Consider the following 16,528-nt stretch of genomic DNA (forward strand, 5'->3'; position numbering starts at 1 on the left):
ACCAAAACCGGCCACGGCGTAAGCCGAAACCTCCTTCTTCGCCCTCTGCCAACACGACCGGCAAAGAATCCAATCGCCAAAAAAGCAAAACCCGCCGAAAAAATCGACGGGTTTGTCAGCAGTCTGAGCGCCGCTTCCGAGCGGCGCTTTTTGTTTTGGCCTCGTCAACCGGCCTAAATCGATCTTCGATTTGAGGAATTGTGCAGCCGGTCCGCTTCGCCATCCGGCTCGAAATCGGTCGAGACGCTGACGGCGCGCCATTCCCGATCGGCCTGGATACGCGCCGCATCGGCTTTCTCGACATTGCGCACCGCGTCGCTGCCGAGCAGCAGCCGGAACGGCGGCTCGTCGAGACCGGCAATATGGATGACGACCGCAGCCGCTTTGGCGGGATCGCCGGGCTGGCGGCCGTCATATTCACGCTGGAAGCGCACCGTCGCCCCGACCGTCTCCGCATACTCAGCCCGCCCCTCCGCAAGCACCGTCGAGGCGCCGGCGAAATCCGTCCTGAAGCCGCCGGGTTCGATCACCGTCACCTTGATTCCGAAAGGTGCTACCTCTTTCGACAGCACCTCGGAAAAACCTTCGACGCCGAATTTCGCCGCCGAATAGGCGCCACGTCCGGCAGGCCCGATGCGCCCGCCGACAGAGGAGAACTGGATGATGTGCCCCGCCCCCTGCCCGCGCATCAGCGCGATGACCGCCTTGGTCATGATAACAGTGCCGAACAGGTTGGTTTCGATCTGGGCACGGAAATCGACAAGGCTGGTATCCTCGATCGAGCCGACATTGCCGTAGCCGGCATTGTTGACGAGCACGTCGATACGTCCGAACCTCTTCACACCAGCCGCGACCGCCGCAGCCGCCGCCGCCGCGTCCGTCACATCGAGCGCCAGCGCCAGCACCTGGCCGCCATATCGCTCGGAAAGGTCGGCAAGCTGGGCAGGATCGCGCGCCGTCGCCACCAGATTGTCGCCGGAAGCGAGGACCGCCTCCGCCAGCGCCCGGCCGAGACCGCGCGAACTCCCCGTAATCAACCAGACCTTGGACATCGGAAACCTCTCCTTCTTTGGTTCCCGGCTCATGTATGTTCTATTGTTTCCAATCGAAAGAAGGTACCCGGACCTTCCATACACACTTTGAGGTAACTGACGTGGCCAGCGACATGTTCGAATTCTGCTCCAACATGACGGAAGAACAGGATGCTCGGGCGCGCGCCTTGATCGAGCGGGCGGCGGCGAAGTGGCCGCTGCGCATCCTGCACGTGCTCTCGGACGCCGGCGCCCCCTTGCGCTTCTCGCGCCTGCTGGAACGCGTCGAGGGCATCAGCCAGAAAGTGCTGACGCAGACGTTGCGCACCCTCGAAAATGACGGTCTCGTCATCCGCACGCTCTACCCGCAGGTGCCGCCGCGCGTCGAATATGAATTGACCCCGCTCGGCCGCGACCTCCTCATGCAGGTCGCAGCCCTCTGGCGCTGGATCGTCGAGCGCCTGGAGAATTTCGATGCGCGGAAAGCCGTCAAGTTGACGGCTGCAGCTGTTTAGGCCGGAATTCGGATCGTCGCCCTCAATCCGCCGAGCGGGCTGTCGCCGAGCATGACGTTGCCGCCGTGGCTGCGGGCGATGTCGCGGGCGATCGCAAGGCCGAGCCCGGTGCCCGACGCATCGAGATTGCGCGCCGAATCCAGCCGGAAAAACGGCTTGAACACGTCTTCGCGGTTCTTTTCCGGAATGCCCGGCCCGTCGTCGTCGAAGATAACGGTCAGCCATTTGGCATTGTGCTTGGCCTCGATATCGAGCCTGTCGGCATAACGCCGCGCATTCGAGGCCAGGTTGGTGACGAGACGCATGAAGGCGTTCGGCCGGACCGATATGTCGTCGTCGCCTTCGATCGAATAGTTGAACGTCTTGCCGTGCAGGGCGAAATCGGATTCCAGCTTCTGGAAGATCTCGCTGAGTTTCAGCTCGCCGACATCCTCTTCGACCTCGCCGCGCGCAAAGGCCATGTAGGCCTCCAGCATCGTCTGCATATCGTTGACGTCGTCGTTTAATCCGTGCAGGTCTGGATTGTCGCCGGCGAGCGCCAATTGCAGCTTGAAGCGGGTGAGAATGGTGCGCAGATCGTGGCTGACGCCGGAAAGCATGGCCGTGCGCTGCTCGATCTGCCGCTCGATTCGCTCGCGCATCTGGATGAAGGCGAGGCCAGCGCGCCTGATCTCATCGGCGCCGCGCGGATAGAAATTGTCGGCCTTCTGCCCCTTGCCGAAGCTTTCGGCCGCACGCGCCAGCGTCAGGATCGGCCGGATCTGTCCGCGCAGGAAGAGGATGGAGATGCCGATCAGCACCAGCGAGGTGCCGACCATCCAGACGATGAAGATATGGGTGTTCGAGGCGTAGGTCTGACTGCGCTTGGCCAGCACCCTGAGGATCTTGTTCTCGAGCTTGATACGAATTTCGACAAGGTTCGAATTGCCGACCGTATCGATCCAGAAAGGCCGATGAATCTCGTTGGTGATCTCGTCGCTGAGGATGCCGTCGAGGATTGAGAAGAACGGTTTGACGCGCGGCGGCGGCAGATCGCCATCCGGCTCGATCGAGATCTGCAAGTTGAGCTGATCGCGCGCGATGCGGGTGATCTCGTTGTAGTCCGAATTCTGCGGATAGGTCTCGACGATCTCGATGATCGCGGCGATATCGCGGGTGACGGCAAGCGACAGCCGCTCCGTCACCATCTGCCAGTGGCGCTCCATGAAGACCGCGGCGACGACCGATTGCAGGAGCACCATCGGAATGATGATGATCAGCAGCGAACGTGCATAGAGCCCGGTGGGCAGCCGGCGACGCAGCCAGCGGACGATCCAGCGCCAGCCCTGCGCAGGAGTGCGGTCTTCCCGCCGCAAGCTGTCCATTGTCACCATCAGCGCCGGTCCTGATTTCTACGTCTTTGTTCCACGCAATTCCCGGGCAAGCCGCTTCGCCGGAATTGCTCTAGTCGATGCTCAGCCTGTATCCGATGCCGCGCACGGTCTGCAGCCAGACGGGGTTGGCCGGATCGTCCTCGATCTTGCGCCTCAGCCGGTTGATCTGCACGTCGATCGTCCGCTCGCCGACTTCGGTGTCGTTGCCGATCAGTTCGTGGCGGGGGATCGTATCGCCGGCGCGCCGCGCAAAGAGCAGCATGATCTCCTGCTCACGGTCGGTAAGGCGGATCACCTCGCTCGCCCGCTTCAGCTCCTTGCGGGTGAGCGAGAAGGTATAAGGCCCGAACATGACCTGCTCGATCTTCGGCCCCTCGCCGCCGGCATTGCGCCTCAGGATATTGTTGATGCGCAGCACCAGTTCGCGCGGGTCGAAGGGCTTGGAGAGATAATCGTCGGCGCCCGCCTCCAGGCCTTCGATGCGGTTGCCCGATTCCGCCAGCGCCGTCAGCATGATGATCGGCACGTTCTTGATGGCGCGAAGCCCGCGGGTGACTTCGATGCCGGATTCGCCGGGCATCATCACGTCCATGATGATCAGGTCGAAATCGAGACCGGTGAGCTTGCGCTGCGCCTCGGCGCCGTCGGCGGCGACGGTGACGCGGAAGCCGTTCTCGGCGAGATAACGATTGAGCAGCGCCCGGATGCGAGAGTCGTCATCGACCACCAGCAGATGCGCCGCATCGTCGGAAATACCTGTCTTGACCGCCATTCAATCCGCCCTCTGTCTGTCCCGCATGCCCCTGAGGAAAGCCTTTACGCCCTCTCGCGCCTCCGCAGAAGCACCATCGAATGCCCGTTCAATGCGGCGCGATTGCGGCTCTGCAAGCGCAAGCGCCAGCTCGCGCCCCGATTTCGTTGGATAGAGCTTGCGCTGCCGCCGGTCCTCGGGGCCGGCCACCTGGCGAATATAGCCTGAATCGATCAGTTGTTTCAGCACCCTTGCAAGGCTCTGCTTGGTGATCTTCAGCGTATCGAGAAGATCGGCCACCGTCATGCCGGGATTGCGGTTGACGAAATGCACGACGCGGTGATGCGCCCGGCCGAAGCCGCTCTTTTCGAGGATGGCGTCAGGATCGGAAACGAAGTCGCGATAGGCGAAGAAGAACAGCTCGATGATCTCGAAATCGATGATGTCGGTATCTTCCATCGGCGTGGCCAGCGGCTCTGGCTTACCTGCTTTCGCTCCGGTCTGTCGTGACACTCGGCATTTCCTTTCTCTTTCCGCGCATTGCGGGAAAGCTTCGCGAAGATATGCCTGGAAACCAAGGCCCGCCCGGAACTCCGACGCAATACGCGATTTCCCCCTGCGTCTGTGGATAAAACGTAATGGGGACAACAATCAACAGGCATGGCGCGCGGGCGCCGGAGGAGTTTGGGAATGGCTTCAATTTTGGCACAGGCCAACCGCATCAACGGAAGGGCATCCGGCTCGACATTCCCGAATACCGCCGAAGCCAAGGGCTACGCGGATGCGATGATGCTAGATGATCGCGACCTGGTCGCTGAAGCCACAGGCGCCAACATCTTCTTCGTTAGGGATGGCGTCATTCACACGCCGATCCCGGATTACTTCCCGAATCGCATCACCCGCCAACGACGACTTGAAGGAAGCTATCCGGCGGCGGTCGCCGCCGGATAAGACCCTCACGCAATCGGTCCGCTGTGGGTAAAGCCTGTCGGACCTTTTACCTGTGCGCCCGCGCCATGACCAGGCCGGCGAGCGTCGAGAGAATGCCGCCGCCGATGAGACCGCCGATGCCGTCGGCGATCAGGCCGGTCATAGCCGCTTCGCCGCCGACCATGCTGAGCAGCATGCCGCCACCGATGCCGCCGATCGCGCCTGCGATCGTGCGGGCGACGATATTTAGCGCCTGCTGCTTCAAGGCGGCGCTTGCGGCGTTGCCGCCGATGGCGCCTGCTATCAATTGGATGACGAGCGGAAGTAGCGCTTCCATGATTTCCTCCTGTGGCGATCTCCCCGATCGCCGATCCATGCCGAACCTTCGGCATATTAGTATTTTATCATATTTCGGAGGAAAGCGTTAAGAAAAATCAACCGATGCGGGATTAAGGCAGGTAGAATTGGCTCGGAACGAGGCGGCTCGACGTCCGCCTCGCTCTCAGTTTCGGCCGATCACGTCATTGATAGACGTAGACGATCCGGCGCGTACCGGGATCGACCAGCACCGGCCGGTCGTTGATCCTCGTGTAGCGGTACTCGTAGTCGGGAATCGTCTGGAAGGTGACGTCGGCAGGCACCTCGGCGCCGACGACGACATCGCCGCCAAGCCGCACCGTGTCGGCCGGGTTGGTCTCGATATAGGTGCGGACCGTCTCCGGCGGCGTGATGGTTTCGACCGACCCGACGGGGCCGAGCAATTCGTCGCCCGGCGCCGGTTGAGGCTCGGCCGGAACGACGCTTGCGGTCGTCTCGTAGGTCACGACGGGAACGCCGATCTCGGCGCGATGCTGTTCGACGATGACTGGGCTGCCGCCGCGGTCGACCTGCAGATAATCGGCATAGACCCAGCCGCGCATGCCGTTGACGTCGACGCGGCACCAGCGGCTACCTTCGATGCAGCCGTCGAGCACTGCGGTCGAGCCACGCGTGGCAAGACCGACGGCCGGATATTGCGGGCCCGGGCCGGAGCGGACGTTGAGATCATTGACGGTTGTCGCCATCATCTCCGCCTGCGCCAGACCGCTGCTCGCCAGGAGCACGGCTCCAGCCAACAGGATGTTTCTCTTCAAGGTCATATGAGCGTCTCCTTGGTTTCGATGGGCTGACAACGCGCGGCGTTCCACGATGTTCCCCTTGCCTTGCCCGAGGGGAAACGGCACTCCGAGAATGCGTTGCGCAAACGTTTGAAGAAGCTAGATAAAACCTGAATTTTCCGACCCGTGGCGATGGCGGAAGGCTTCATAAATTCTTGTTGCAGCCCGTCTTTTTGCCGTGAAACACGCTTGAGAAGCAGAAGATTCCGGCTGCCCTCGCCGCCGTTTCGGACTATATCCTGAGCATCAGAGATACCAAGCGAGGCACCTATGGGCATGCTCCAGGCCGGCATCATTCCGGTCACCCCCTTCCAGCAGAACTGCACGGTCTTCTTCGATCCCGACACGAGTGAAGGTGTCGTCGTCGATCCGGGCGGCGACGTGCCGCTCATCCTTCAGGCGATTGAGAAAAGTGGCCTCACCATCAAGGAAATCTGGCTGACGCATGGCCATCTCGACCATGCCGGCGGCGCCAGGGAATTGAAGGAAGCACTCGGCGTCGACGTGGTCGGTCCACATCAGGACGACCTGCCGCTGCTCCAGCGGATCGAGACCCAAGCCGAGAAATACGGAATATCGGGATTGCGCAACGTTCTGCCCGACCGCTGGCTGAAGGATGGCGACAAGGTCTCCTTCGGCGCCCACGAATTCGAGGTCTATCACGCGCCCGGCCATGCGCCCGGCCACGTCATCTATTTCAATCGGGCGCAGAATTTCGCCCATCTCGGCGACGTGCTCTTCAACGGCTCGATCGGCCGCACCGACCTGCCCGGCGGCAATCATCAGCAACTGCTCGATTCGATCCGTGACAAGGTGCTGCCGCTCGGCGACGACGTCGGCTTCATCTGCGGCCACGGCCCCGGCAGCCGCATCGGCGATGAGCGGCGGAGCAATCCGTTTCTGCAGGAAATCAAGCCTCGATAAGCATCCGGCACGGACGCATCAAACGAACCGCCCGACAAAACGATGTGAGCTTTCGCTCACATCATCTTCCTGCCGTTCGGCACCGGCTGTTCGACCGCCGCAAGCACGATCGCGCCGTTCTCGTCTTCGAATCCCAGCGTCAGCACTTCCGAGCGGACCGGCCCGATCTGGCGCGGCGGGAAGTTGACGACGGCGAGCACCTGCCGGCCAATCAGGCTTTCCGGCGTATAGTGCACGGTGATCTGCGCCGAGGATTTCTTCATGCCGATCTCGGGGCCGAAATCGATGACCAGCTTGAAGGCCGGCTTGCGCGCTTCTGGAAAGGGGCTCGCCTCGATGATCGTGCCGACACGAATGTCGACGCGCTCGAAATCGGCGTAGGTGATCTCTTCGCTCATAAGATCTCCGCAAATTTAAAGTGTTGGGGCGTCCTTGGTAGACGCGCGGCGCTCTAGCCGGCCAGTTCCTCGGCCCGCTTGCGCGCGGCCGCAAGTGCCGCGTCGAACAGAGGCTGCATGCCGTCCTCGGCCATCAACACGGCGAGCGCTGCCGCCGTCGTGCCTCCGGGAGAAGTCACATTCTGTCGCAGCCGCGAAGCTTCGTCGGGGGACTGGTGCAACAGTTCACCAGCCCCCGCGACGGTTTCCCGCGCAAGACGCATGGCGAGGTCCGCCTGCAGACCGAGTTTACGGCCTGCTTCTGCCATACATTCGACGAGATAAAACACATAGGCCGGACCGCTGCCCGAAAGCGCCGTCACGGCATCGATATCGGCCTCTGCAGGCACCCATTCCACGGGGCCTGAGACGCGCAGAAGGGAATGGACGCGCTCGCGCTGCTGATCGTTCACGCCGGCATTGGCAAAGGCGCCGGTGACGCCGCGTCCGACCATGGCAGGCGTATTCGGCATAGCGCGCACCATGGCGGCTTTGCCGAGATGTTTTTCGAGGAAGCCGAGGGTCTTGCCGGCTGCGACGGAGACGACGACGGTTTTCGGCCCGACGGCGCTTTTAACCGCCGGCAACACCGTCTCCATCACCTGCGGCTTGACCGCGAGGAACAGCACGCTCGCCTTCAATTCCGAGGGAAGGACGGTGAGATGGGTCGCGCCCGCCTCGCCGATCGTCGCCAGCATCGCCGGCGACGGGCCGGGATCGACGACGATGACGGACGAACCCGGAACGCCGCTTTTCAGCCAGCCGGAGAGCATAGCCCCGCCCATGTTTCCGGCGCCGATCAGGACGACGGGATGTTCCGAGGAAAAAGCCTTTGCCGGCATCTTATGCCTCGCCGACCGTTTCGAAGAGCACGGCTTCCATTGCCTTCGTCGCGTCCATGCCGGACCAGACGACGAACTGGAATGCCTGGAAATAGGCCTCGCAAGTGTCAAGCGCGCTGGAAAGCAGCACCTCCACCTGGCGGTTCGTGGGCTCAGCGCCGCCGGCAAGCAGCAGCGACTGGCGGAAGATGACGACATTTTCCTGGCGCCAGAGGTCGAAATGCCCCATCAGCACCTGCCCGTTGATCGCCGAAAGCAGCCTGACCACCTCGTTGACCCTGATGTCGGGAACCTTGATGTCGAAGGCGCAGCCGAGATGCAGCGCCTCGAATTCCTCCATCCAGGAGAAGGAGACGTGATAGTCCGCCCAGCGGCCCTCGACCGTCATCGCGATCTCGTCCTCGCCGGATCGTTCGAACGACCAGTCGTTGTTGGAGGCAACGTACTCGATCATATCGACCGGGTTCGACTGACGCTCGAATTCCAATTCCATCAGGTTCATGCAGCACCTTCTTGACCGGACGAATGCGACCTAACTTGGGATACAAACACAAGAAAGACACACGCAAATACCGGAACCACCACTCGGATGATCGTTGAACCGCTGCCAGACTTTAACGCAGATAACCTGCCCGGAGCTTACCAAGTCGCTTCGAATCATCATTTAAAATCAGTGTATAATGCCCCTGCCCACCTGCCAGCCCCCAGAACGGAAAATAGGGCCCACCCTCTGTGGAAAGCACTTCGAAACTCAATTCAGAAGGGAGAATAAGCGACTCTGCGAATTGGCTTTTTTGGCAGTGTCCACAGGTGGAAAAACTCACCTGAATTTTTTATGAATGATGCGGCATGTGGCAATAAGGCCATGCCGCATCTTGCGTCGTATCGGGACTCAAGGCATGTCCCGCAAAAATCAGCAGCCGCTTGACGAACGCGACGTGTTTAGTGGCCTTCGCCGGCAAGCTTTGCCTCGAGCGCCGCGATGCGGGCGGCAAGCGCCTCGTTTTCGTCGCGCGCCTTGATCGCCATCTCGCGCACGGCTTCGAACTCCTCGCGCTTGACGATGTCCATGCTATTCAGCCAACGCTCGGCCTGGGCGTTGAACGCGGTCTCAATCTCCTTGCGGACGCCCTGGGCGGCACCGGCCGCATCGGTCATCAGCTTGGCGAATTCGTCCATGATGCGGTTCGTTCCGGTCGTCATGGCGTTTTTCTCCCTTGGCATGAGGTGAATTCAAGCCCTTTGGGGCCTTAAGAGTTGAGGTAGGGCTTCGCTGTTGCGGATGCAAGCGCTTTGCGCTGGATCGGCCTTCGGGACCGGCGCGAAAGAGCGATCACGAACAATGGACTTGACCGTCCGGGATCGCGGCGGCATGTTCCGCGCAACAAAACAGGTGGGAAAACCTTGCCGACAGCAGCCAATCTCCTTGCCATCATGCCTTTTCCGGATATCGATCCGATCGCCTTTTCGATCGGTCCGCTGGCGATTCACTGGTACGGTCTGGCTTATGTCGCCGGCATCCTGCTCGGCTGGGCCTATGCGCGCCGCATTGCCGCCAATGACAGTCTCTGGCCCGGCAATGCCTCGCCGATATCGAGGACGCAGCTCGACGATTTCATCGTCTGGGCAGCCCTCGGCGTCGTCCTCGGCGGCCGTCTCGGCTATATTTTCTTCTATGACCTCTCCGCTGTTCTGCACAACCCCATCCGCGCGGTCGAGATCTGGAACGGCGGTATGTCCTTCCATGGCGGCCTGACCGGCACGACGATCGCCATGATCATCTTTGCCCGCCGCAATGCCATTCCGATCTGGAGCCTGTTCGACATCGTCGCCGCCGTCGTTCCCTTCGGCCTCTTCTTCGGCCGCATCGCCAATTTCATCAATGGCGAGCTCTGGGGCCGTCTGACCGACGTGTCCTGGGCCGTGGTCTTCCCGACCGGCGGGCCCTTCGCCCGTCATCCAAGCCAGCTTTACGAGGCCGGCCTCGAAGGCATCGTTCTGCTGCTGGTGCTGGCTGCTCTCGTCTATGGCATGCGCGCGCTGAAAAGCCCGGGCTTCGTCACCGGCGTCTTCGTCTGCGGCTATGCGCTGTCGCGCATCTTCGTCGAATTCTTCCGCGAACCCGACGCCCAGCTCGGCTATCTCCTCGGCACGAACTGGCTGACCATGGGCATGGTGCTCTCCTCCCCGATGATCCTGCTCGGCCTCTGGGCGATGCTGCGAGCCCGCCGCCAGGCTGCGCTGCAGCTCTGAAACGGCAGGACGCGCGACATGACCACTGCTTTAGGCGAAAAGATCAAGGCGATCATCCAGGCCAACGGCCCGATCAGCGTCACCGATTATTTCTCGCTCTGCCTCGCCGATCCCGAACACGGCTATTACCGCACCCGTGAGCCCTTCGGCCGCGCCGGCGATTTCGTCACCGCGCCGGAGGTCAGCCAGATTTTCGGCGAGATGATCGGCGTCTTCATCGTCCATGCCTGGCAGCGGCACGGCACGCCTGACGGCGTGCGCCTCGTCGAGATCGGTCCGGGCCGCGGGACCATGATGGCTGACATGCTGCGCGTCATCTCCCGCATCGCCCCGCCGCTTTTCGACGCCATGACCGTGCATCTCGTCGAAACCAGCGAACGCCTGCGCGATGTCCAGAACCAGACGCTTGAGGCTTTCGGCGACAAGATCGCCTGGCACAATGGTTTCGATGAAATACCATCAGGCTTCACGCTGATTGCCGCCAACGAGCTGTTCGACGCGATCCCGATCCGCCAGTTCGTCCGCACGCAGACGGGCTTTCGCGAGCGCATGGTCGGGCTCGATGCCGATGGCGAGCTGACCTTTGCCGCCGGCGTCGCCGGCCTCGATCCCGTGCTTCTCCCGGAACCGGTGCAGAACCTGCCGCTCGGCACGCTCTTTGAGATCTCGCCCGCCCGCCAGGCGGTGATGATCGCGATCTGCGAGCGGCTGCGCGCCTTCGGCGGCACAGCGCTCGCCATCGACTACGGCCATCTCGTTACCGGTTTCGGCGATACGCTGCAGGCCGTGCGCATGCATGAATTCGACCCGCCGCTCGCCCATCCAGGCGAAGCCGACCTGACGAGCCATGTTGACTTCCAGCAGCTTGCCGAAACGGCGCTCGCAGCCGGCCTTCACCTGAATGGCGCCCTGCATCAGGGCGACTTCCTGACCGGCCTTGGCATCCTCGAACGCGCAGCCGCCCTCGGCCGCGACCGCGAGCCGCAGACCCAGCAGGTCATCCAGACCGCGGTCGACAGGCTCGCCGGCGCCGGCGAAGGCCGGATGGGCGAGCTCTTCAAGGTCATGGCCGTCTCCCACCCCGCCGTCGATCTCATGCCCTTTCGTCCGGTGGATTGACAGGGCGCACGCGGCTGGGCCAACATCCCGCGCGAAACAGGAACTTGAAGCGCGCCGCATGGGCGATGCGCTTGGGAACATGATAACCCCTTCGAAAACTCCGGAATCCCAGATGCAGCACGCGGCCTCTCCAGCACCGATCGAAAGCGCGCTGCTGAACGAAGTGACGGACAACGCCATCCGCCACGGTTATTTCACCCGGGCCGGCGGCGTTTCCAAAGGCATCTATCGTGGCCTCAATGTCGGCCTCAGTTCCAGCGACGAGCGTGAAAATATCATCGAAAACCGCCGCCGCGTCGCCGCCTGGTTCGGCCTGCCGCTCGAGCGGCTGGCAACCGTACATCAGGTCCACTCGCCCGATGTCGTGACCGTCGGCGCCGATTACGACGGCGCCCGCCCGGATGCGGATGCAATGGTGACGGCGGTGCCCGGCATTGCGCTCGGCGTGCTCGCCGCCGATTGCGGGCCGATCCTTTTTGCCGATCCGGACAACCGCGTCATCGGCGCTGCCCATGCGGGCTGGAAGGGCGCGCTGACCGGCATCATCGAAAACACCGTCGCCGCCATGGAAGCCCTGGGTGCCGACCGCGACAACATCGTCGCTTGCCTCGGCCCCTCGATCAGCCAGGCAAGCTATGAGGTCGGCCCGGAATTCGTCGATCGTTTCATCACCGAAAACCCGGATTACGAGCGCTTCTTCCTGCCTTCCGCAACGCCCCGCCACGCCATGTTCGATCTGCCGGCGCTGACCGTCGAGCGGCTGACCCGGGCCGGCGTGCGCGCCGAGAGCCTCGGCCTCTGCACCTATCCGGATAGCGAGCGTTTCTTTTCCTATCGCAGGACGACACATCTCAAGGAGGCGGACTACGGCCGCCAGATTTCAGCAATATCAATCAGGGAGAATTGAGCAGAATGGCACTGCACTTCGAAAAGGCCGAGTTCGCAAGCCGGCTTGCGCGCCTCACCGAAAAGATGAAGGAAGAAAAACTCGACGCCCTGCTGCTCTTCGCTCAGGAAAGCATGTATTGGCTGACAGGCTACGACACCTTCGGCTACTGCTTCTTCCAGACGCTGATCGTCAAGAGCGACGGCACCATGGCGTTGCTCACCCGCTCGGCCGATCTTCGCCAGGCCAAGCACACCTCGATCCTCGAGGACATTCACGTCTGGGTCGACAGGGTCAATGCCGATCCGACGCTCGACCTGAAGAACCTGCTGGTCGAGATGGACCTGCTCGGCGCCCGCATCGGCGTCGAATATGATACGCACGGCATGACCGGCCGTGTCGCCCGCCTGCTTGACGCGCAGCTGGCCACCTTCGGCCAGATCGTCGACGCGTCCTATCTCGTCAGCCGCCTGCGCCTCGTCAAAAGCCCGACGGAGGTCGCCTATGTCGAGCGCGCCGCCGTTCTCGCCGACGATGCGCTCGATGCCGCGATCCGGCTGACCAAGCCCGGCGCCGACGAGGCCGATATCCTCGCCGCCATGCAGGGCGCGATCTTTTCCGGCGGCGGCGACTATCCCGCCAACGAGATGATCATCGGCTCCAGCGCCGACGCCCTGCTCTGCCGCTACAAGGCCGGCCGCCGCAAGCTCGACGCCAACGACCAGCTGACGCTCGAATGGGCCGGCACTTACGCGCATTATCATGCCGCCATGATGCGCACGATCGTCATCGGCGAACCGATGCAGCGCCACCGCGAGCTCTACAACGCCTGCCGCGAGACGATCGAGGCGATCGAGACCGTGCTGAAGCCTGGCCATACCTTCGGCGATGTCTTCGACATGCACGCCCGGATCATGGACGACCGCGGCCTTGCCCGCCACCGGCTGAATGCCTGCGGCTACTCGCTCGGCGCCCGCTTCTCTCCCTCCTGGATGGAGCACCAGATGTTCCATGTCGGCAACCCGCAGCCGATCGAGCCGAATATGTCGCTCTTCGTGCACATGATCATCGCCGACTCCGATACGGGCACGGCGATGACGCTCGGCCAGACCTATCTGACGACACCGGATGCGCCGCGGACTCTTTCGCGCCACTCTCTCGATTTCATCGGCCTCTAATGGCCGGAATTGACCGGTGAGAATCCGGAATTGACAGAAGACCATCCCCGCCCGCATAAATTCGGGCGGGGCTGACGCGATTGTGGGAAGGACGGACAAGGGATGACGCGAGCTGCGATTGTGCCCACGCTCCTGGTCGTCACGGCTCTGCTGACCGCCTGCAATACCACCGATGCGCTGACGCCGCAGGTCGATATCGGCGATTCCTCCGACGCTACGCCGTCGAGCCCGGTGACACAGAGCGAAGCCGAGCGTCTGGCCGGCACACGCCAGCAGGTCTTCGCCGGAAGCCCGCAGCAGGGCGGTTACCACCCAGCCTATGATCAGTCGCAACGGGCCTATCGGCAAGGTTCCGGCGCGCCTCCGACGACGATGCAGGCACAGGCCGACGTCCTGTCGAGGAATGGCTCCTCGCCTGCCGCCTCCGCCCCGATCGAGGGACAGTCGCTGCCGCCGCCGGCCACTGGCGGCGAGGCTGCGCAGCAGGCCGAAGTGCAGCAACCGCAACAGACCGCTGCCCTCAATGCCGGCCCCTCCTCTGCCCGCGGCAATACCGTGCGCTTCCTGCCGATCATCGGCGCGCCGGTGCAGGCGGTAACGCCGCTCTCGCGCCAGCTCGGCGCCGAGGCGCGCGCACACGGCCTCTCCATCAAGAGCTCGAACGATGCGAGCAGCGACTACATCCTCAAGGGCTATCTCTCCGCCTTCAGCGACGACGGCAAGGTGACCGTCGTCTATGTCTGGGACATTCTCGACAGCGGCGGTGGCCGCCTGCATCGCATCCAGGGGCAGGAAAGCGTACCGGCAGCCGCGGCCGATCCTTGGGCCGGCGTTCCGGCTTCGGTGATGCAGCAGATCGGCTCGAAGACCATCGCGGAATTCTCCTCCTGGCGGCAGACTCAAGGCGGTTAGTCACAAACTTTTTGCAAATATGGAACTCTGTGGCGCGTTTGCCCTTGCATTCACGGGGAAGCTGACTAATAAGCGCGGCTATCAGCGCATAACAGGCGGACCAAAATGAAGGTTTTCGCAGGCAATTCGAACCGGCAACTTGCCGAAGCGATCTGCAACTATCTCAATGTTCCCTTGGGGAGAGCCAGTGTCCGAAGGTTTGCCGATCAGGAAATCTTCGTGGAAATCCAGGAAAATGTGCGCGGTGAGGACGTTTTCCTCGTACAGCCGACCGCCTTTCCGGCCAACGACCATCTGATGGAATTGCTGATCATGATCGACGCGATGCGTCGTTCATCAGCCCGCCGCATCACGGCCGTCCTTCCCTATTTCGGTTATGCCCGTCAGGACCGCCGTGCCTCCGGCCGCACGCCGATCTCCGCCAAGCTGGTCGCAAACCTCATTACCGAAGCCGGCGCCGACCGCGTCATGACGCTCGATCTCCACGCCGGTCAGATCCAGGGCTTCTTCGATATACCCACCGACAACCTCTTCGCCCTGCCCGTGCTGACGCGCGACATCAAGAGCCACTATGACCTCAGCAACGTCGTGGTCGTCTCGCCTGACGTCGGCGGTGTGGTTCGCGCCCGCGCGCTTGCCAAACGGCTGGACTGTCTTTTGGCCATCGTCGACAAGCGTCGCGATCGGCCAGGTGAATCCGAAGTCATGAACATTATCGGCGACATCGCCGGCAAGGACTGCCTGCTGATCGACGACATCGTCGATTCCGGCGGCACGCTTTGCAACGCTGCCGACGCGATGCTCGCCAAGGGCGCCGCCAGCGTCACCGCCTATATCACGCACGGCGTTCTCTCCGGCGGCGCGGTCACCCGCGTCACCTCCTCGAAGCTGCGCGAACTCGTCATCACGGATTCCATCCAGCCGACCACGGCCGTGCTCTCGGCACATAATATCCGCATCGTGACGACCGCACCGCTGATCGGCGAAGCCATCAGCCGCACGGCCCAGGAAGAATCCGTCTCCAGCCTTTTTGATTGAGAGGCAGGCTCCGCCGCGTGAATTGCCACGGCGGAGAAACACTTGGCTCGCCGCTCAGCGATCGAGAGCCGTCTTCTGCTGCCGATCGACGAGATTGTCGATAAACCAGTTCGGATAGACCGGCGCGGGCTCGGTCGCCGCATCGAGCGCTGCAAGTTCGCCTTCATCCAGCATCAACCCCGCCGCGCCGAGATTATCGGCCAGTTGATGCGGCTTCGAGGCGCCGAGGAGCACGCTGGAGACCGCTTTTTTTGCAAGCAGCCAGGCGATCGCCACCTGGGCGACGCTCGCCCCGTGCGCGGCAGCGATCACCCGCATGCGCTCGACCAGCGCGAAACCCCGTTCCTTGTCGAAGGGCAGAATATCGAAGCCGGAATAGCGGTTTTCGGGATCGCCAAGCGTTTCGCGCGTGTATTTGCCGGAGAGAAAGCCGGAGGCAAGAGGGCTCCAGACCGTGAGTCCAAGGCCATAGCGCTGCATCATCGGAAGAATGTCGCGCTCGACATCGCGGCCGAGCAGCGAATAATGCATCTGCCCGTGTGTGAAGGGCGCCAGCCCGTTCGCCTTCTGGATTTCCAGCGCTGCCGCGACCTTCCAGGCCGACCAGTTGGAAAAGCCGATATAACGGACCTTGCCCGAGCGCACGACGGCGTCGAGTGCCGACAGCGTCTCCTCCAGCGGCGTGAACGGGTCTTCCTTGTGAACGATATAGACGTCGATCCAATCCGTTCCGAGCCGTTTCAGGCTTTCTTCGACCGACCAGAGGATATGGCGGCGGGAGAGCCCGGCCTGGCCGAGCGGCGTGCCGGTGCGGAAGCCGACCTTCGTGGCGATCACCACTTCGCTGCGCCGCGCCTTCAGCACTTGCCCGAGGATCGCTTCCGACTGGCCTGAGGCATAGGCATCCGCCGTATCGAAGAAGTTGACGCCGGCGTCGAGCGCCTGCCCGACGAGCGCGTCGGCGACATCGGCCTCGGTCTTGTAGATCGAGCCCATGCTGCGGTCGCCCGATGTGAAGGTCATCGCGCCGAAGGCAAGCCTGGAAACGGCAAGGCCGGTTCTGCCGAGAGTGGTATACTGCATGTCAGTCTCCATCCGTTGGATTGTTGTGATCGGATGGAGGGACAATGCCTGAAAGCATTATTGCGAAAAACCCACTAGGGCGATAAGCCTTATGAAGTT

General features: G+C 62.4%; 20 protein-coding genes and 1 pseudogene. 9 read left to right on the forward strand and 12 right to left on the reverse strand.

From position 1 onward, the window contains the following. Positions 1-173: 173 nt before the first annotated feature. Entirely contained in the window at positions 174-1,052 is an 879-nt protein-coding gene (locus EFD55_RS21760; protein WP_125847253.1) for an oxidoreductase, read from the reverse strand. A 35-nt stretch (positions 1,053-1,087) separates the two neighbouring features. Between EFD55_RS21760 and EFD55_RS21765 the strand changes: the two genes are divergently transcribed. Continuing rightward, positions 1,088-1,546 carry a winged helix-turn-helix transcriptional regulator gene (locus EFD55_RS21765; protein WP_125847256.1) on the forward strand — a complete coding sequence of 153 codons (459 nt, stop codon included), beginning with the start codon at positions 1,088-1,090 and terminating at the stop codon, positions 1,544-1,546. Here the strand turns inward: EFD55_RS21765 and EFD55_RS21770 are convergent. From EFD55_RS21770 to EFD55_RS21780, 3 genes are all read right to left on the reverse strand, one after another. Then, positions 1,543-2,919 (reverse strand): ATP-binding protein, encoded by a 1,377-nt coding sequence (locus tag EFD55_RS21770; protein WP_125847258.1) that lies wholly within the window; start codon positions 2,917-2,919, stop codon positions 1,543-1,545. The two genes, EFD55_RS21765 and EFD55_RS21770, sit on opposite strands and share 4 nt — an antisense overlap. Positions 2,920-2,989: 70 nt before the next feature. Continuing rightward, entirely contained in the window at positions 2,990-3,691 is a 702-nt protein-coding gene (locus tag EFD55_RS21775) for a response regulator (RefSeq protein ID WP_125847260.1), read from the reverse strand. Beyond that, positions 3,692-4,183 (reverse strand): MarR family winged helix-turn-helix transcriptional regulator, encoded by a 492-nt coding sequence (locus EFD55_RS21780; protein ID WP_125847262.1) that lies wholly within the window; start codon positions 4,181-4,183, stop codon positions 3,692-3,694. A gap of 177 nt (positions 4,184-4,360) precedes the next feature. Here EFD55_RS21780 and EFD55_RS33855 point away from each other — a divergent pair. Then, positions 4,361-4,576, forward strand: a pseudogene (locus EFD55_RS33855) (aminotransferase class IV); the annotation flags it as partial. 91 nt (positions 4,577-4,667) lie between these two features. Here the strand turns inward: EFD55_RS33855 and EFD55_RS21790 are convergent. The 3 genes from EFD55_RS21790 to EFD55_RS21800 all read right to left on the reverse strand — a co-directional run bounded on the left by EFD55_RS21790 (position 4,668) and on the right by EFD55_RS21800 (position 6,053). After that, positions 4,668-4,937, reverse strand: a complete 270-nt coding sequence (locus tag EFD55_RS21790; protein WP_125847266.1) for a hypothetical protein — start codon at positions 4,935-4,937, stop codon at positions 4,668-4,670. Between the two features lie 184 nt (positions 4,938-5,121). Further along, positions 5,122-5,739, reverse strand: coding sequence for a DUF1236 domain-containing protein (locus EFD55_RS21795; RefSeq protein ID WP_125847268.1), 618 nt, complete (start codon positions 5,737-5,739; stop codon positions 5,122-5,124). Beyond that, a complete protein-coding gene (locus EFD55_RS21800; protein WP_125847270.1) occupies positions 5,736-6,053 on the reverse strand; it encodes a hypothetical protein in 318 nt (105 codons plus the stop codon). Before EFD55_RS21800 ends, EFD55_RS21795 begins: the two co-directional genes overlap by 4 nt. Here EFD55_RS21800 and EFD55_RS21805 point away from each other — a divergent pair. Next, the gene (locus EFD55_RS21805) at positions 6,028-6,681 is read left to right on the forward strand and encodes an MBL fold metallo-hydrolase (protein WP_125847272.1); all 654 of its coding nucleotides are present in this window, start codon (positions 6,028-6,030) and stop codon (positions 6,679-6,681) included. The two genes, EFD55_RS21800 and EFD55_RS21805, sit on opposite strands and share 26 nt — an antisense overlap. A gap of 56 nt (positions 6,682-6,737) precedes the next feature. Here EFD55_RS21805 and EFD55_RS21810 read toward each other — a convergent pair whose 3' ends face one another. From EFD55_RS21810 to EFD55_RS21825, 4 genes are all read right to left on the reverse strand, one after another. Further along, a complete protein-coding gene (locus EFD55_RS21810) occupies positions 6,738-7,079 on the reverse strand; it encodes a tRNA-binding protein (RefSeq protein WP_125847274.1) in 342 nt (113 codons plus the stop codon). A 53-nt stretch (positions 7,080-7,132) separates the two neighbouring features. Further along, a complete protein-coding gene (gene proC, locus EFD55_RS21815; RefSeq protein ID WP_125847277.1) occupies positions 7,133-7,960 on the reverse strand; it encodes a pyrroline-5-carboxylate reductase in 828 nt (275 codons plus the stop codon). Between the two features lies 1 nt (position 7,961). Next, positions 7,962-8,462: a type III secretion system chaperone family protein gene (locus tag EFD55_RS21820; RefSeq protein ID WP_125847279.1), complete on the reverse strand. Its 501-nt coding sequence runs from the start codon at positions 8,460-8,462 to the stop codon at positions 7,962-7,964. A 440-nt stretch (positions 8,463-8,902) separates the two neighbouring features. After that, positions 8,903-9,163 carry an accessory factor UbiK family protein gene (locus EFD55_RS21825; RefSeq protein WP_097620283.1) on the reverse strand — a complete coding sequence of 87 codons (261 nt, stop codon included), beginning with the start codon at positions 9,161-9,163 and terminating at the stop codon, positions 8,903-8,905. A gap of 201 nt (positions 9,164-9,364) precedes the next feature. Here EFD55_RS21825 and lgt point away from each other — a divergent pair, with 201 nt between their 5' ends. The 6 genes from lgt to EFD55_RS21855 all read left to right on the forward strand — a co-directional run bounded on the left by lgt (position 9,365) and on the right by EFD55_RS21855 (position 15,346). Next, entirely contained in the window at positions 9,365-10,213 is an 849-nt protein-coding gene (gene lgt, locus EFD55_RS21830) for a prolipoprotein diacylglyceryl transferase (RefSeq protein ID WP_125847281.1), read from the forward strand. Between the two features lie 18 nt (positions 10,214-10,231). Further along, entirely contained in the window at positions 10,232-11,332 is a 1,101-nt protein-coding gene (locus EFD55_RS21835; RefSeq protein WP_125847283.1) for a class I SAM-dependent methyltransferase, read from the forward strand. Between the two features lie 112 nt (positions 11,333-11,444). Then, positions 11,445-12,239, forward strand: coding sequence for a peptidoglycan editing factor PgeF (gene pgeF, locus EFD55_RS21840; RefSeq protein ID WP_125847284.1), 795 nt, complete (start codon positions 11,445-11,447; stop codon positions 12,237-12,239). A 5-nt stretch (positions 12,240-12,244) separates the two neighbouring features. Then, positions 12,245-13,396, forward strand: a complete 1,152-nt coding sequence (locus EFD55_RS21845) for a M24 family metallopeptidase (protein WP_125847287.1) — start codon at positions 12,245-12,247, stop codon at positions 13,394-13,396. A 102-nt stretch (positions 13,397-13,498) separates the two neighbouring features. Then, positions 13,499-14,308 (forward strand): hypothetical protein, encoded by an 810-nt coding sequence (locus tag EFD55_RS21850; RefSeq protein WP_125847289.1) that lies wholly within the window; start codon positions 13,499-13,501, stop codon positions 14,306-14,308. Between the two features lie 105 nt (positions 14,309-14,413). Then, positions 14,414-15,346 (forward strand): ribose-phosphate pyrophosphokinase, encoded by a 933-nt coding sequence (locus tag EFD55_RS21855; RefSeq protein WP_125847292.1) that lies wholly within the window; start codon positions 14,414-14,416, stop codon positions 15,344-15,346. Positions 15,347-15,400: 54 nt separating this feature from the next. On the opposite strand, the gene EFD55_RS21860 is transcribed toward EFD55_RS21855, so the two are convergent. Then, complete coding sequence (locus EFD55_RS21860; protein WP_125847294.1) at positions 15,401-16,429, reverse strand: aldo/keto reductase; 1,029 nt, start codon at positions 16,427-16,429, stop codon at positions 15,401-15,403. Positions 16,430-16,528: the final 99 nt, after the last annotated feature.

Source organism: Rhizobium pisi, from assembly GCF_003938655.1.
GTDB classification, from domain to species: Bacteria; Pseudomonadota; Alphaproteobacteria; order Rhizobiales; family Rhizobiaceae; genus Rhizobium; species Rhizobium pisi.

Coding starts and splice junctions, on each gene's coding strand:
- EFD55_RS21760 (WP_125847253.1), bottom strand. CDS start 1,052: ATGTCCAAGGTCTGGTTGATTACGGGGAGTTCGCGCGGTCTCGGCCGG.
- EFD55_RS21765 (WP_125847256.1), top strand. CDS start 1,088: ATGTTCTATTGTTTCCAATCGAAAGAAGGTACCCGGACCTTCCATACA.
- EFD55_RS21770 (WP_125847258.1), bottom strand. CDS start 2,919: ATGGTGACAATGGACAGCTTGCGGCGGGAAGACCGCACTCCTGCGCAG.
- EFD55_RS21775 (WP_125847260.1), bottom strand. CDS start 3,691: ATGGCGGTCAAGACAGGTATTTCCGACGATGCGGCGCATCTGCTGGTG.
- EFD55_RS21790 (WP_125847266.1), bottom strand. CDS start 4,937: ATGGAAGCGCTACTTCCGCTCGTCATCCAATTGATAGCAGGCGCCATC.
- EFD55_RS21795 (WP_125847268.1), bottom strand. CDS start 5,739: ATGACCTTGAAGAGAAACATCCTGTTGGCTGGAGCCGTGCTCCTGGCG.
- EFD55_RS21805 (WP_125847272.1), top strand. CDS start 6,028: ATGGGCATGCTCCAGGCCGGCATCATTCCGGTCACCCCCTTCCAGCAG.
- EFD55_RS21800 (WP_125847270.1), bottom strand. CDS start 6,053: ATGATGCCGGCCTGGAGCATGCCCATAGGTGCCTCGCTTGGTATCTCT.
- EFD55_RS21810 (WP_125847274.1), bottom strand. CDS start 7,079: ATGAGCGAAGAGATCACCTACGCCGATTTCGAGCGCGTCGACATTCGT.
- proC (WP_125847277.1), bottom strand. CDS start 7,960: ATGCCGGCAAAGGCTTTTTCCTCGGAACATCCCGTCGTCCTGATCGGC.
- EFD55_RS21820 (WP_125847279.1), bottom strand. CDS start 8,462: ATGAACCTGATGGAATTGGAATTCGAGCGTCAGTCGAACCCGGTCGAT.
- EFD55_RS21825 (WP_097620283.1), bottom strand. CDS start 9,163: ATGACGACCGGAACGAACCGCATCATGGACGAATTCGCCAAGCTGATG.
- EFD55_RS21835 (WP_125847283.1), top strand. CDS start 10,232: ATGACCACTGCTTTAGGCGAAAAGATCAAGGCGATCATCCAGGCCAAC.
- pgeF (WP_125847284.1), top strand. CDS start 11,445: ATGCAGCACGCGGCCTCTCCAGCACCGATCGAAAGCGCGCTGCTGAAC.
- EFD55_RS21845 (WP_125847287.1), top strand. CDS start 12,245: ATGGCACTGCACTTCGAAAAGGCCGAGTTCGCAAGCCGGCTTGCGCGC.
- EFD55_RS21850 (WP_125847289.1), top strand. CDS start 13,499: ATGACGCGAGCTGCGATTGTGCCCACGCTCCTGGTCGTCACGGCTCTG.
- EFD55_RS21855 (WP_125847292.1), top strand. CDS start 14,414: ATGAAGGTTTTCGCAGGCAATTCGAACCGGCAACTTGCCGAAGCGATC.
- EFD55_RS21860 (WP_125847294.1), bottom strand. CDS start 16,429: ATGCAGTATACCACTCTCGGCAGAACCGGCCTTGCCGTTTCCAGGCTT.